Source organism: Ideonella sp. BN130291, assembly GCF_036231905.1.
In the GTDB taxonomy this organism is placed as follows: Bacteria; Pseudomonadota; Gammaproteobacteria; order Burkholderiales; family Burkholderiaceae_C; genus CAMLIZ01.
Genome location: NZ_JAZARE010000006.1, coordinates 343,469 through 357,413 on the forward strand (window position 1 = coordinate 343,469; position 13,945 = coordinate 357,413).

Below are 13,945 nucleotides of genomic sequence, written 5' to 3' on the forward strand. Positions count from 1 at the left end.
CTTGCCCCAGGAGGGCGTCTTCACGTCAACCCGGCTCTCGCCCAGAATCGCCGCATGCCTGTGCCTGCCTCCGACGCTGTTCCCATCGTGGCCGCCCGGCCCGATCTGCTGGCATGCGAGGAGTGCGACGCGCTGTACCGGCGGGTGCCGTTGGCCAGCGGCCAGCAGGCGCGCTGCGGGCGCTGCGGCAACCTGCTGGGGCGCGGCCACCGCATGAGCTTGCAGGCGATGCTGGCGCTCACCCTGGCGGCGCTGGTGGTGTACCTGATCGCCAACCTGCAGCCGGTGGTGCAGCTCAACCTGGGCGGCGTGCGCAACAGCGCCACCCTGCCCGGCGCCTTGGCCGACACCTGGGCCAGTGGGGAGCACGCCGTGGCGCTGCTGGCCGGCGCCGTCGCCTTCGTGTTCCCCGGAGCCGTGATCCTGTTGCGGCTGTATGCCCTGCTGCCGGTGCTCACGCGCCGGCTGCCGCCGCACTGGCCACTGGCGATGCGGGCGCTGGCGTTCGCGTCGCGCTGGAGCATGGTGGAGGTGCTGATGCTGTCGGCCATGGTGTCCATCGTGCGCATTGCCGGCATGGCCAGCGTGCAACCGGGCGTGGGCCTGTTCGGCTTCGGCACGCTGGCGCTGCTGCTGGCCGCCCTGGAGACGGCCGGGCAGTTCCGCCTCTGGCAACTGGCCGAACTGCGGTGATCCGAAGCGCCCACACCCTTGGCCTGCACGGCTGCCATGCCTGCGGGCTGGTGAGCGAGGTGCGCGGCCCGCTGGCCGGCGCGCGCTGCCCGCGCTGCCACAGCCCATTGCACCGCCATGCCGCCCTGGGGCTGCAGCGCAGCTGGGCCTGCCTGCTGGCGGCGGCAGTGCTCTACGTGCCGGCCAACGTGCTGCCGGTGATGGCCACGTCCAGCACACTGCAGGGCCATGAAAGCCATACCATCCTGGGCGGCATCGTGGAGCTGTGGCATGCCGGCTCCTGGGAGCTGGCGCTGATCGTGTTCATCGCCAGCATCGCCGTGCCGCTGTTGAAGATGGCCTCGCTCGGCCTGCTCGCCTACACCGCCCAGCGCCGCTCCACCTGGGCCCGGCCCGAGCGCACCTGCCTGTACCGCATGGTCGAGGCCGTCGGCCACTGGTCGATGCTGGACGTGCTGGTGGTGGTGCTGCTGGTGGCCATGGTGCGCTTCGGGCCGCTGGCCAGCGTGCAGCCGCTGCCCGGGCTGCTGGCCTTCGGCGCGGTGGTGGTGCTCACGATGCTGGCCTCCGAAGCGTTCGACCCCCGCTTGATCTGGAACCCACGGCCTGACGAAACGCACCTCCCCCGGAGCGCCTTCGGCGCCCCCCCTCGAGGGGGGGCCGCCAGCGGCCCGGCGAAGCCGGACCCGCGGCGTCCGCTGGAGGGCGACGCCACCGGCACACGACATGGACACACCTGATTCTTCTGACTTGCCCGCGCCGCAGGTGGAGGCACGCAACCGCCTGCGCCTGTCGCTGGTGTGGCTGGTGCCGCTGCTGGCCGTGCTGCTGGGCCTGGGCCTGGTGGTGCGCAACTGGCTGCAGACCGGGCCCGACATCGTGATCGAGTTCCGCACCGCGGAGGGCCTGGAGGCCGGCAAGACCGAGGTGCGCTACAAGGAGGTGGCCATCGGCAAGGTGTCTCGGGTGGCGTTGTCGCCCGACCGCCAGCGCGTGCTGGCCACGGTGCAGCTGGACAAGAGCGCCGAGAACATGGCGGTGAAGGACACCCGCTTCTGGGTGGTGCGCCCGCGCGTGGGCACCGGCGGCGTGTCCGGGCTGTCCACCTTGCTGTCGGGCGCCTACATCGGCGTCGATGCCGGGGTGTCGCCCGAGGCGCAGAAGCACTTCGTCGGCCTGGAGGTGCCGCCCTTCGTGCTGCGCAACGAACCGGGCCGCAGCTTCGTGCTCACGGCCGGCGACCTGGGCTCGCTGGACATCGGCTCGCCGGTGTACTACCGCCGCATCCGCGTCGGCCGGGTGGTGGGCTTTGCGCTCGATCCGTCGCTGGACATGTTGTCGGTGCAGGTGTTCATCGAAGCACCCAACGAGAAGCTGGTCACCGCGCAAAGCCGGTTCTGGAACGCCAGCGGCGTGGACCTGTCGCTGGGGGCCAACGGGCTGAAGCTCAACACCCAGTCGCTCGCCTCGGTGGTGTCCGGCGGCCTGGCCTTCGCCAATGCGCCCGGCACGCCCGCGTCTGCACCGCAGGCGGCCGAAGGCACCCGCTTCACCCTGTTCGCGGACCGCGACAGCGCGCTCGCGCCACCGGACGGCCCGCCGCTGACCGTGCGCATGGTGTTCACGCAGAACACCCGCGGCCTGGCGCCCGGCGCGCCGGTGGACGTGCTTGGCGTGGAGGTCGGCCGCATCACCGCGGTGAACCTGCGCCACGATTCGGGGCGCGAACGTTTTGCGGCCGAAGTGCTGGCCGAGCTGTACCCGCGCCGGCTGGGCATCCGCGGCCAGCCCGGTGTGCCGGACGACGACCGCCAGCTGATGAAACTGCTGGTCGAACGGGGCCTGCGCGCGCAGATGCGCACCGCCAACCTGTTCACCGGCCAGATGACCGTGGCGCTGTACTTCCCCAGCAACGAGAAGCCCGCGTCGGCCAGCTTCGACACCACGGCCGACACGCCCACCATGCCGACGATGCCGAGCCAGTTCGGCGCGCTGCAGCCGCAGCTGATGCAGATCGTCAAGCGCTTGTCGGAGGTGCGCTTCGACCAGATCGGCCAGGGCGTGCAGCAGACGCTGCACAGCGCCAATGCCGCGATCGAGCAGCTCACGCCCGAGGCGCAACGCGCGCTGGCGGACGTGCGCAAGACGCTGCAGCAGGCCGAACGCACGCTCGGCAGCGCCGAGAAGAGCCTGCAGCAGCTGGACCGCAACATCACCGCCGACGACGCACCGCTGCAGCGCAATGCGCAGCAGACGATGGACGAGCTCCAGCGAGCGGCGCGCGCGCTGCGCGTGCTGTCCGACTACCTGCAGCGCCATCCGGAAGCGCTGTTGCGCGGCAAGCCGGAAGACCTGCCGCTGAAAGACCCTTACAGCAAGCCCTGAGGCACCGCCGCTGCCCACCACGCCATGCCCATGAATCGCGTTGCTCCCTTGCCCAGCCTTTGCCGCGCCGCCTTGTCGGTGCTGGCGCTGCTGGCCGGCTGTGCCTCCCGGCCCGGCATCGAGTACCACACGCTGATGTCACCGGCCGAGGCGGCACCCGCCGCGCCGGCCAGCGGCCTGCGCTTTCGCATCGACAGCCCGGTGGTGGTGCCCAGCCAGGTGGACCAGCCCCAGGTGGTGCTGCGCAACCCCGACGGCACGGTGCAGGTGATGGAGCAGCAGCGCTGGGTGGCACCGCTGGCCGATGAGTGGCGCGACGCGATCGCCGAGCGGCTGGCGCGGCGCCTGGGGGCGATCGATGTGTCCCGGCTGGCGAACGCCAGCGAGGCGCCGATGGTTCGGCTGCAGCTGGAGTTGCAGCGGTTCGACAGCGTGCCGGGCGGCCAGGCGGTGCAGCAGGCCTTGTGGAGCCTGCGCCGCCCCGGTGAAGCGGCGGCTGCGCTCACCTGCCAGGTGGCAGCGGCGGAAGCGGGCGGCAACAGCGTTGCCACGCTGGCCGCCGCACACCGGCGTGTGGCGATGCGCCTGGCCGATGGCATGGCTGCGGCCCTGCAGGCACTGCAGCAGGGCCGGCCGGCCAGCTGCCCCTGACGTCGCCGTCAGCGGCTCAGTGCAGCGGCGAGCGCACCGTGTCCGCCCACAGCTTGGCCTGGAACTCGGCCTTCGCCGGCGGTGTGTCCTCCATCACCCACAGCGCCAGTGACTTCGGCGCCATCGGCTTGGCGATCAGGAAGCCCTGGAGCTCGTCGCAGCGCAGGCCCAGCAGCAGGTCGCGCTGGGCCTGGGTTTCCACGCCCTCGGCCACCACGCGCAAGCCCAGCGCATGCGCCAGGCTTACCACCGCATCCACCACCGCCAGCGCATCGGGGCTGTGTTCCAGGTCGGCCACGAAGCTGCGGTCGATCTTGAGCTGGCGCGCCGGCAGCTTGCGCAGGTAGGCCAGGCTGGAGTGGCCGGTGCCGAAGTCGTCGATCGCCAGCAGAACACCCAGCTGGGCCAGCTGGCTGAAGGCGCGCAAGGTGGCCTGGGTGTCTTCCATCGCCACCGACTCGGTGATCTCGAAGCTCAGCAGCCGCGGCGCGACGTCGTGGTGCAACAGCGCGCGCCGGATGCGGGGCACCAGGTCGTCATGGCGCAGCTGGTGCACCGACAGGTTCACCGCCACGCGGATGCTCAGGCCCTCGTCCAGCCATTCGCGCACCTGGCGGCAGGCATCCTCGATCACCCAGGCGCCCAAGGCGCCGATCAGGCCGAAGCGTTCGGCGATCGGGATGAAGACCTGCGGCGTGACGGTGCCGCGGGTGGGATGCTGCCAGCGCACCAGCGCCTCGGCGCCGGTGATCTCCGAGGTGCGTGCGTCCACCTTGGGCTGGTAGTACAGCTGCAGCTCGCCGCGCTCCATCGCCAGGCGCAGGTCACGCTGCAGCTCGACCTGGTCGCGCATGTCCATGTCCATGCGCGGCTCGAACAGCGCAAAGGTGGAACCGCCCACGCCCTTGGCGGCGTACATCGCGGCGTCGGCGTTCGGGATCAGCTTGGCCATCGGCCCGTGCTGCGGGAACAGCGCGATGCCGATGGAGCACGACAGGCTCACCTCGACCGCGTTGGGCAGGCTGTAGGACTGGTGCAGGGCCCGCAGGGTGCGCTGTGCCAGCGCGGCGGCCGCACCGGGGTCTTCCGGCTGCTCCAGCAGCAGCAGGAACTCGTCGCCGCCGACGCGGGCCACCGTGTCGCGTTCACCCGCCAGGGCCTCCAGGCGCTGGCCCACCTGGCGCAGCACCTCGTCGCCGGCCGCATGGCCGAAGGAGTCGTTGATCGGCTTGAAACCGTCCAGGTCGATGAACAGCACCGCCAGCCCGGAGGGCGCGCGGCCCACGGTGTCCAGCGCCTGCTGCAGGCGTTGTTCGAACAGCAGCCGGTTGGGCAGGCCGGTGAGCGGGTCGCGGAAGGCCAGCTGCTCCAGCTGGCGGTTGGCGTCGCGCAGCGAGGCCGCCAGCTCGCGCGTCTGCCCGCGCGAGCGCACGTCGATCAGCGCGCTCAGCAGCACCATCAGCACCGCCAGCACACCACCACCCGCCATGCGCAGCACGCTGGGGGGCGGCAGCAGCATGTCGCCGAGCGCCGCATCCGCGGCATGCACCTGCGAGGACATGATGCCGCTCACCTGCATCAGCCCCACGCCCAGGGTGAGCAGCAGCACGCCGCCGATGGCGCGCCGGATGGCGGCCGGGACGCTGGGGGTCCAGACGCCGGTCATCAGCAGGGCGGCGAACAGGCAGGGGGCAAAACCCACCAGCGCCGTGTAGACCAGGGCGTCGTCGTCCAGCGCGGGCAGCGGTTGCAGGGCGGGCGCGGCCACCGCGGCGCGCAACACCAGCGCCAGGGCCAGGGTGAGCACCACGCCCACGCCGGCGCCGCGCCGCCAGCCGGCCGGCAGCACGGCCGCCACCGCCAGCACCGCCAGGGCGGCCGTGACGGCCATCACCCAGCCGGCGAACAAGGCGTCGCCGCGGTAGCTGGCAGCCGGCCCGACCGCCAGCAGGGCGAGGATCTGCGACGCCCACCAGCCGCTGCCGATGCCCACCGCCCCACCCACGCCCCAGCCGGCGACAAGCAGCCGGTCCATCGACTGCAGCTTGCGCAGCACATAGGCCAGCGCCAGCGCCGCCAGGGCGGCCGCACACAGCGCACCCGCGAACAGCGGTGCTTGCAGGGCAGGCGGGAGCAGCCAGGGGAGGTCGGTCACAGGTGGGCGAAGAGGGGCAGCCGGCCATTGTGGGTGCGCGCTGTGCCCCGCCGGCCCCCCTCTTCAAGGGGCGGGTTTGTGTGTAAGCGCCGCCGGGTTCAGCGTGTGAAGCCGATGCCGCGGCGCTGGCGCACGTCCGGCTTGATGCGGTGCTCGCCTTCGAGCTGGGCCAGGAATTCGTCCGCGCTCAGCGGCTGGCCCAGGATCTCGGCCTGGCGCTTGACGGCCGCAAAGTCGCCCGGCGCCAGCTGGTCCAGGGCGGCCAGGCGGGCCTGCTGCTCCGCGGTCAGGCGCTCGGTGTCGCCCTCCAGCGCCTCGACCGCGAACATGCGCAGCCGCTGCTCCGGGTTCAGCGGCTTGAAGCGGATCTTGAAGGCGAAACGGCGCAGCGCCGCTTCGTCGAGGTCGTCGAACAGGTTGGTGGTGCAGATGAACACGCCGCCGAAGCGCTCCATGCCCTGCAGCATCTCGTTGACCTCGCTCACCTCGTAGTGGCGCTCGGCCATGCGGCGGCTGCGCAGAAAGCTGTCGGCCTCGTCCAGCAGCAGCACGGCCTGCTCGGCCTGCGCCTCCTCGAACATGCGGGCCATGTTGGCTTCCGTCTCGCCGACGTACTTGCTCACCAGGTCGCTGGCCTGGCGGATCATCAGCGGGCGCTGCAGCGCCTGCGCAATGTGTTCGGCCAGCGCGGTCTTGCCGGTGCCAGGGGGCCCGTGGAAACACAGGCTGCCATGGCCGCGCCGCTGCAGCGCCTGCACGATGGCGGGCAGCTCGAAGCGGCTGTCCACGTTGATCAGCCCCAGGTCATAGGTGGTGACGACGGGCCGCGCGCCGCGTTCGCCGCTGCCGGTGCCCAGCGCCTTGTCGGCATTGCCGAGCTGGCGTTCGATCAGCGCCTCCACGTTGGCGCTGTCCTGCGCCGCGGCGAGCTGGGCGAACCGCACGGCGGTGCGGATCTGCGCCGGCGTGAGGCCACGGCGTTCGGCCAGGCGCGCCGCGAAGCCCTCACCCACCTGCACGCCGGCCAGCGCACGCGCCACCAGCGCCTGGCGTGCCCCGGGCGGCGGCGACTTCAGCTCCAGGTGGTACTGGAAGCGGCGCCGGAAGGCGGGGTCGATCTGCTCGATGCGGTTGGTCACCCAGATCACCGGCACCGGGTTGGTCTCCAGGATCTGGTTCACCCAGGCCTTGCCGCTCACGCTGCCCGAGAGTGCGCCATCGCCGGTGTCTAGCCGGGCCATCAGCTGCGCGGTGTCGGTGGAGATGGGCGGGAACACGTCTTCCACCTCGTCGAACAGCAGCGCGACGTTGCGCCCGCCCTTGAGGAACACCTGGCTGATCTGCAGCGACCGGTAGCGGTCGCGGCCGGAGAGCGAGTTGCCGTCGCGGTCGGCGTATTCCACTTCATACAGCTGCAGGCCGGCCGCGTGCGCGGCCACCTTGGCCAGCTCGGTCTTGCCGGTGCCCGGCGGGCCGTACAGCAGCACGTTGACCCCCGGCTCCTTGCGCTGCACCGCATGGCGCAGCAAGGCGGTGAGCACCTGCACGTCGTCGCCCACGAACTGGAAATCCGCTGCGCTGAGCTCGCTGGGGGTGGCCGGGCGGGTGAACACCGCCATCAGGTCACCCGGCCCCTGGTATTCGCGCATCAGCACCGGCGGCAGTTGCTCGCTCACCTTCATCAGGTCGGCCAGGTCGGTGATGTTGTGTTCGGAGATCAGGTTCTCCACCATGCCGATGCGCTCCAGCCGCGAGCCGGCGCGCAAGGCCTCGGCCACCTCGCGCTCGTCCACCCCGGCCACCGCGGCGATCGCCGCATACGCCTCCTGCGCGTTGGACACCTTGAACTCCACCAGCAGGCCGCGCAGGTCGCGCTGGTAGCGCGCCAGGGTGCCGTACAGCAGCAGCGCGCGTTCGGCCGGGTTCAGCTGCAGCAGGCCGGCGAGCGCGTCGATGTTCTTCTCGACCAGCGTCGATTCCTTCTTCAGGCTGCGCTGCAGCCAGTCGGCCGTGGCGCCCAGCACGGCCAGCAGGTCCTTGGGCGCGTCCTTGATGTACTCGTCGATGTAGAAGAACAGCGTGCCTTCTTCATACGGCCCGCGCCAGCCGCCGTGGCGCTCCATGAAGGCCTTGTCGGACAGCGCCTCATGGCCCTTCCAGGCCTCGATGCCACGGCAGCGCCGCTGCAAGAAGGCACGCAGCCGGCCCAGCACCGACGCCGGCCAGACGAGGTGCTTGCCGGTGAGCGAGAGCACGCTGTTCCAGTCGCGCCGCAGGTTGAAGCGGCCGGCGTGCTTCATCGTGAGCGTCAGCACGAAGTGCGAGCACATGCGGTCCAGCACCGGGGCCTGGGTAAGGCCCGGCGACAGCAACTGGAGGTCGTTGGAAGTGCGTGGCATGCGCTTGGCTCGTGGCGACCGATCTTGGCGCAGCCGGCACCCGGCAGCAATACCCGCGCGCCACGGCGTGCCTTGACGCCACGCGACAAACGTCTCAGGGGGCGCGCATCGCAATGCGGCGGCCCGCGGCCTTGTGGCAAACCTTACGGCGAGACGCGCAAAAAGAAAGCCGGCACAAGGCCGGCTTCGTCGTGCCTGGCAACCCGCCGCGTCAGTGCAGCACCACCGGCTGCTGCGCCAGCGTGGTGTAGCGGGCGATGTAGTCGTCGAGTTCTTCTTCGGAAGGTTCGGTCTCGATCAGAGCTTCCACGCCGTCCTTGAAGTGCTGCGCCATCGGGCCTTGCAGAAAGATTTCCTTGCGGGCGAACTTGTCCACGATCTCGTAGCCGCCGCCCATCAGCGGGCCGTCCCCGCGGGCGGCCATGGCGTCCGGCACGTCGATCTGGACCACGGCAAAGCTGTCAGAGTTGTAGAGCATGAGCATGGAGGGCTCTCCTTGCGAAGCTATTTGTGAACGTCAACGCAAAAATCAAGCCCGGCAGGCCCTGACAGCTTTGCCTGACAGGCAAAACTGCGGCTCAAGGCGAAGTGGCGAGTGTCAGCTCGGTGAAGCTGTCGCCATTGGCCAGCCGCAGGCGGGCCGGCATGTAGTGCTGGGAAGGCGCCAGCCAGACTTCGGCGCGGGTGTCGTACAGCCGGTTCGGCTCGCGCACCAGCTTCAGCGCCGCCAGGGTCACCTGGTCGGAAAGCACCACCGTTTCCAGCCCGACGACGGTGAAGGTCCACAGCTCCGCATCCCCGCGGGCGCCGCTGACAAAGACCGAGAGCTTGCGCCCCGGCTGCCAGCGCGCGGGCTCGGCCGCCACGATGCCCGCCAACTGCAGGCACCAGGTGAGGCGGTCCTGGGCGCCGGCCGGCAGCGGCTGTTCCACCGGCGGGCCGGAATAGGTGATCTTGGCCGCCTCGCGCTGGAAGTTCGCCGCCTGCGCACCCCGGCCGCGCCGGCGGTCGACAAAGCGCACCGGCGCGATGCCGGCGCCATCGATCACGCCGCTGCTGCGCCAGTCGAAGGCGGCTGCCCCCGCCACACTGGCCTCCAGGCGGGCTTCGTAGCGCTCGCCTTCGGGCTGCCAGCGCAGCTGCGCACTGCCGCTGCCGGTGGGCCTTTGCACGGTGTAGGTCCATTGCAGCGGGGGCGGCAGGCGGGTCGGGTAGACCGGGACCTCGGTATTGCCGGCAGCGGCACCATCCGTGCCGACCGCCGGGGTGGCATCCGGCGTGGCCGCCGGTTCCGCCGCGGATGGCTGCGCGAGGGTGGCGGGCGACGGCGCAACTGCTTGGCGACCGGCCGGTGCACGCCTGCCGGGCGGCGGCGGAGGTGCTGCTTGTTCTGCGGCAGGGGCTGGGTCGGTGGCGGGCGCCAACGGCACGGCGGCCGGCACCAGCTGGACAGCACGCAGGCTGGGCGGCTGCAGGCGCAGCGGCGGCGGCATGGCCACCGGGTGCCATTGCAACAAGGCCAGCCCGTGCACCAGAAAAACGGCAAGCACCAGCAGCAGCCAACGCACCAGCGCAGGCCCGGGCCAGCCCGGCGCCGCAGCCCGGCCGACAATAGGCGCCTTCACCGCCTTCACGCTCATGAAACTCGCCACCTACAAAGACGGATCGCGCGACGGCCAGCTCGTCGTGGTCTCCCGCGACCTGGCCTCGGCCCATTATGCGACCGGCATCGCCACCCGCCTGCAGCAGGTGCTGGACGACTGGAACTTCCTGTCGCCGCAGCTGGAGGACCTGTACACCAGCCTCAACCACGGCCGCGCCCGCCATGCGTTTGCATTCGACCCGGCGCAGTGCATGGCCCCACTGCCGCGGGCCTACCAGTGGGCCGATGGTTCGGCCTTCATCAATCACGTGGAGCTGGTGCGCAAGGCACGCGGCGCCGAGGTGCCGGACAGCTTCTACACCGACCCGCTGATGTACCAGGGCGGCAGCGACGACTTCCTTGGGCCGCAGGACCCCATCGTCTGCGCCGACGAGGCCTGGGGCATCGACTTCGAAGCCGAGGTCGCCGTGGTCACCGGCGACGTGGCCATGGGCAGCACGCCGGAGCAGGCGCTGGAAGGCATCCGCCTGCTGATGCTGGCCAACGACGTGAGCCTGCGCAACCTCATTCCCAACGAGCTGGCCAAGGGCTTCGGTTTCTTCCAGAGCAAACCGGCCACCGCCTTCAGCCCGGTGGCGGTGACACCGGACGAGCTGGGCGACGCGTGGCAAGGCGGGCGCGTGCACCTGGCGCTGCAAAGCAGCTGGAACGGCAAGAAGGTGGGCCTGTGCGACGCCGGCGAGGAAATGACCTTCCACTTCGGCCAGCTGATCGCGCACATCTGCAAGACACGCAACGTGCGCGCCGGCTCCATCGTGGGCTCGGGCACGGTGAGCAACAAGGACTGGTCACGCGGTTATTCCTGCATCGCGGAAAAGCGCGCGATCGAAACCATCGAGGAAGGTTCGCCCAGGACCGGGTTCATGAAGTTCGGCGACACCATCCGCATCGAGATGAAGGGCCGTGACGGGCACAGCCTGTTCGGCGCCATCGAGCAGAAGGTGATGGCGCTGGCACCGGAAGCCACCGCCTGATGCGCCGCGCTCGGCATGCGCAAGGCGCGTGGCAGGTCGGCGTTTTGGCCACCGTCTTCGCGTTCCTGTCGCTCTTCCTGGCACTGCTGGCGCTGCGGCCTGCCCATGCGGCGCCCATCGACTGCCCGCCCGCGGCAGCCGCCGAGGCGCCCAGCGCGCAGGCGCTGGCCCGGATGGCCCGCGAGGCCACCGAGCACGGCGTGTTGTGGCGCATGGAGCGGCAGGGCCGGGTGTCCTACCTGTACGGCACCCTGCATGTGGGCCGCCGCGAATGGGCCATGCCGGGCCCCTCGCTGAGGGCGGCGCTGGCGGCCACCGACGTGCTCGCGATGGAGCTGGACCTGCTGGACCCGGCCACCCTGCAGGCGCTGCAGCAGGGCTTGGCGCAGGCCCAACGGCCGGTGCTGCCCGAGCCGCTGGCCCAGCGCCTGGCGCGCCAGATCACGCAGTCCTGCGCGCCAGCGGGCAGCCTGGACGGCCTGCATCCGGTGATGCAGGTGACCACGCTCACGCTGCTGGAGGCCTTGCGCGACGGGCTGGACGGCGGTTACGGGCAGGAGACCGTGCTGGCCGGTTTTGCCCATGCACGGCATCGGCCCATCGTGGCGCTGGAGACGGCGGCCGAGCAGTTGGCGGTAATGCTGCCGGCCACCGACGAAGAAGCGGTCACCGCGGTGGAGGACGGCTTGTCGCAGCTCGAACGCGGGGTGGCACGGGCACTGATGCGGCGCCTGGCCAACGCCTGGGCCGAGGGCCGGCTCGATGAGCTGGAGCGCTACGCCGAATGGTGCGAATGCACCGACACGCCCGAGCAACGCGCCCAGCTGGCACGCGAGCTCGACGGCCGCAATGCGCAGATGGCCCAGCGCATCGATGCCCTGCACCGCAGTGGCCGCCAGGTGCTGGCGGCGGTCGGCACGCTGCACATGACCGGCGAGCAGGGCCTGCCCCGGCTGATGCGATCGCTCGGATACCGGGTCGAGCGCGTGATGCCGGCCGGCGCCACGACGCACCGCGCCACACGCTGAGCCCACGGGCCCGCAGCAGCGGGCACAATCGGCCACACCCTCTTCGACCCTTCCGGGAGACCTCATGGCCGACATGCCCAGCTTCACCAAACTCGTGCCGGGTTTCGACTTCCTTCAAGGCCTGGTGAAGAACGCAGGCGCGGCCCTGCCCAACATCGGCCAGTGGGTCGCGCCCACCCTCAACCCGGAAGAGCTGGAAAAGCGCATCGAGGAGCTGCGCACCGTGCAGTTCTGGCTGGAGCAGAACGCGCGCATGCTGGGCGCCACCATCCAGGCGCTGGAAGTGCAGCGCATGACGCTGTCCACCCTGAAGACGATGAACGTGCAGATGGAAGACCTGCGCGATTCGCTGAAGATCAAGCTGCCCACCGATGGCGGTGCGGCCGCCGCGCCGACGCCAGCGCCGACACCCGCTCCCTCGCCCGCCGCGGCTGAAGCGGCGCGCAAGCCGGCGAAAAAGGCCGCTGCACCAGCGGCGGCCACACCCGGCAATGCAGTGGACCCGATGCAATGGTGGGGCGCACTGACCAAGCAGTTCACCCAGTTGGCCACCAACGCGATGAAGGACACCGCCACCGATGCGGCGAAGAACCTGGCCACGACCATGGTGAAACAGTCCTTCGACGCGGCCAGCCAGACGCTCAAGAGTGCCGTCACCGCGCCGGCCAAGGCAGCGGCCAAGGCGGCCGGTGGTGCGGCCAAGGGCGCGGCCAAAAGTGCCGCCAAGCGGGCCGCCAGCAAACGCAACACGGCACGCTGAGGAGCCACCATGTCCGCTTTCTGGCACGGCCACGCCGGGGATGCCGACTGGCAGGCCGCGCTGCGCCAGGCGGCCGGCCAGGTGGAGCACCAGCGTCGTGCGACCAATGACGCACACTCGCCGACGCTGGGCTTCCTCTACTTCACCGACCACCATCGCCCGCAGGCATCCGCCCTGCTGGCCGCCGTGCAGCGCCAGTGGCCAGGAGTGGCCTGGGCCGGCGCCATGGGCGTGGGGGTGGCCGCGAACGGCGTGGAGTACTTCGGCACACCCGGCCTGAGCCTGATGCTCGCCGCCCTGCCCACCGACCAGTTCCGCGTCTTCTCCGGGGCCCAGCCGCTGGGCCGGTTCCCGGCGCACACGGCGCTGGTGCATGCGGACCCCGCCACGCCGGACCTGCAAGAGCTGATCGCCGAGATGAGCGAGCGCACGGCCTCGGGTTACCTCTTCGGTGGCCTGGCTTCGGCGCGCGAGGGCGGGGCGCTGCATGTCGCCGACGGTGTGTTCGAAGGCGGCCTCTCCGGCGTGGCGTTCAGCAGCGCGGTGACCCTGGTGTCGCGGGTGACGCAAGGCTCCCAGCCGGTCGGCCCGGTGCATGAAGTGACCGAGGTCGACGGCAATGTGATCCTCACGCTCGACGGCCAGCCGGCCCTGCAGGTGCTGCTGGCCGACACCGGCATCAGCCTGCAGCGGCCGCAACACGCCTTTGCCCGCCTGCGCGACACCCTGATCGGCGTGAGCGAGGCCCATGAAACGGCCGTGTCGCAGGCCGGCGCCTTCGGCGTGGACACCCTGGTGCGCCACCTGGTGGGGCTGGACCCGGGCCGTGAGGCGATCGCCATTGCCGACGAGCTGCATGAAGGGATGCAGCTCGCCTTCTGCACCCGCCATGCCGAGGCGGCACGCCGCGACCTGGTGCGCATCTGCAGCGAGATCCGCGAGGAGCTCGCGCCCCATGCGGCCCTGGACGTGGCTGTACGCGACACCCTCGCCACCCCGGCGCCGGGCGCGGGCCAGCGCATCGCCGGTGCGGTGTACGTCAGCTGCGCCGGCCGCGGCGGGCCGCACTTCGGCGCGCCCTCTGCCGAACTGCAGATCCTGCGCCATGCGCTGGGCGACGTGCCGCTGGTGGGCTTTTTTGCCGCCGGCGAGATCGCGCGCCACCACCTCTACGGCTACACCGGCGTGCTCACCGTCTTCGTGGACGACTGATCCCGGTCAAAACAGCTTTGCGCCG

The 13,945-nt window shown here is 70.9% G+C and carries 12 protein-coding genes; 8 read left to right on the forward strand and 4 right to left on the reverse strand.

All coding sequences use genetic code 11. The features are described from left to right. Positions 1 to 54: 54 nt before the first annotated feature. The 4 genes from VPH43_RS15340 to VPH43_RS15355 are packed head-to-tail and all read left to right on the forward strand — an operon-like array spanning position 55 to position 3,729. Positions 55 to 693 (forward strand): paraquat-inducible protein A, encoded by a 639-nt coding sequence (locus VPH43_RS15340; RefSeq protein WP_328578585.1) that lies wholly within the window; start codon positions 55 to 57, stop codon positions 691 to 693. Beyond that, on the forward strand, positions 690 to 1,433 hold the full coding sequence (locus VPH43_RS15345) for a paraquat-inducible protein A (protein ID WP_328578586.1): 744 nt from the start codon (positions 690 to 692) through the stop codon (positions 1,431 to 1,433). Before VPH43_RS15340 ends, VPH43_RS15345 begins: the two co-directional genes overlap by 4 nt. Next, positions 1,420 to 3,078 (forward strand): PqiB family protein, encoded by a 1,659-nt coding sequence (locus VPH43_RS15350; protein WP_328578587.1) that lies wholly within the window; start codon positions 1,420 to 1,422, stop codon positions 3,076 to 3,078. Before VPH43_RS15345 ends, VPH43_RS15350 begins: the two co-directional genes overlap by 14 nt. Before the next feature lie 30 nt (positions 3,079 to 3,108). Then, positions 3,109 to 3,729 carry a PqiC family protein gene (locus VPH43_RS15355; RefSeq protein WP_328578588.1) on the forward strand — a complete coding sequence of 207 codons (621 nt, stop codon included), beginning with the start codon at positions 3,109 to 3,111 and terminating at the stop codon, positions 3,727 to 3,729. A 16-nt stretch (positions 3,730 to 3,745) separates the two neighbouring features. Here the strand turns inward: VPH43_RS15355 and VPH43_RS15360 are convergent, their stop codons facing one another. The 4 genes from VPH43_RS15360 to VPH43_RS15375 all read right to left on the reverse strand — a co-directional run bounded on the left by VPH43_RS15360 (position 3,746) and on the right by VPH43_RS15375 (position 9,923). Continuing rightward, complete coding sequence (locus VPH43_RS15360) at positions 3,746 to 5,884, reverse strand: putative bifunctional diguanylate cyclase/phosphodiesterase (RefSeq protein WP_328578589.1); 2,139 nt, start codon at positions 5,882 to 5,884, stop codon at positions 3,746 to 3,748. A 98-nt stretch (positions 5,885 to 5,982) separates the two neighbouring features. Next, positions 5,983 to 8,283 (reverse strand): ATP-binding protein, encoded by a 2,301-nt coding sequence (locus tag VPH43_RS15365; protein WP_328578590.1) that lies wholly within the window; start codon positions 8,281 to 8,283, stop codon positions 5,983 to 5,985. Between the two features lie 211 nt (positions 8,284 to 8,494). Beyond that, complete coding sequence (locus tag VPH43_RS15370; RefSeq protein ID WP_328578591.1) at positions 8,495 to 8,767, reverse strand: BTH_I0359 family protein; 273 nt, start codon at positions 8,765 to 8,767, stop codon at positions 8,495 to 8,497. A gap of 94 nt (positions 8,768 to 8,861) precedes the next feature. Next, the gene (locus tag VPH43_RS15375; RefSeq protein WP_328578592.1) at positions 8,862 to 9,923 is read right to left on the reverse strand and encodes a DUF3108 domain-containing protein; all 1,062 of its coding nucleotides are present in this window, start codon (positions 9,921 to 9,923) and stop codon (positions 8,862 to 8,864) included. On the opposite strand from VPH43_RS15375, the gene VPH43_RS15380 reads away from it, so the two are divergent. From VPH43_RS15380 to VPH43_RS15395, 4 genes are all read left to right on the forward strand, one after another. Next, positions 9,922 to 10,920, forward strand: a complete 999-nt coding sequence (locus VPH43_RS15380; RefSeq protein WP_328578593.1) for a fumarylacetoacetate hydrolase family protein — start codon at positions 9,922 to 9,924, stop codon at positions 10,918 to 10,920. The two genes, VPH43_RS15375 and VPH43_RS15380, sit on opposite strands and share 2 nt — an antisense overlap. A 44-nt stretch (positions 10,921 to 10,964) precedes the next feature. Next, entirely contained in the window at positions 10,965 to 11,948 is a 984-nt protein-coding gene (locus VPH43_RS15385) for a TraB/GumN family protein (protein WP_328578594.1), read from the forward strand. 64 nt (positions 11,949 to 12,012) lie between these two features. Beyond that, on the forward strand, positions 12,013 to 12,708 hold the full coding sequence (locus tag VPH43_RS15390; protein WP_328578595.1) for a PhaM family polyhydroxyalkanoate granule multifunctional regulatory protein: 696 nt from the start codon (positions 12,013 to 12,015) through the stop codon (positions 12,706 to 12,708). A gap of 9 nt (positions 12,709 to 12,717) precedes the next feature. Next, the gene (locus VPH43_RS15395; RefSeq protein ID WP_328578596.1) at positions 12,718 to 13,920 is read left to right on the forward strand and encodes an FIST signal transduction protein; all 1,203 of its coding nucleotides are present in this window, start codon (positions 12,718 to 12,720) and stop codon (positions 13,918 to 13,920) included. Positions 13,921 to 13,945: the final 25 nt, after the last annotated feature.

Excerpts from the sequence above, each read along its gene's own strand:
- VPH43_RS15390 (WP_328578595.1), top strand. The coding sequence starts at position 12,013 with ATGGCCGACATGCCCAGCTTCACCAAACTCGTGCCGGGTTTCGACTTC.
- VPH43_RS15355 (WP_328578588.1), top strand. The coding sequence starts at position 3,109 with ATGAATCGCGTTGCTCCCTTGCCCAGCCTTTGCCGCGCCGCCTTGTCG.
- VPH43_RS15350 (WP_328578587.1), top strand. The coding sequence starts at position 1,420 with ATGGACACACCTGATTCTTCTGACTTGCCCGCGCCGCAGGTGGAGGCA.
- VPH43_RS15375 (WP_328578592.1), bottom strand. The coding sequence starts at position 9,923 with ATGAGCGTGAAGGCGGTGAAGGCGCCTATTGTCGGCCGGGCTGCGGCG.
- VPH43_RS15340 (WP_328578585.1), top strand. The coding sequence starts at position 55 with ATGCCTGTGCCTGCCTCCGACGCTGTTCCCATCGTGGCCGCCCGGCCC.
- VPH43_RS15380 (WP_328578593.1), top strand. The coding sequence starts at position 9,922 with ATGAAACTCGCCACCTACAAAGACGGATCGCGCGACGGCCAGCTCGTC.
- VPH43_RS15365 (WP_328578590.1), bottom strand. The coding sequence starts at position 8,283 with ATGCCACGCACTTCCAACGACCTCCAGTTGCTGTCGCCGGGCCTTACC.
- VPH43_RS15395 (WP_328578596.1), top strand. The coding sequence starts at position 12,718 with ATGTCCGCTTTCTGGCACGGCCACGCCGGGGATGCCGACTGGCAGGCC.
- VPH43_RS15370 (WP_328578591.1), bottom strand. The coding sequence starts at position 8,767 with ATGCTCATGCTCTACAACTCTGACAGCTTTGCCGTGGTCCAGATCGAC.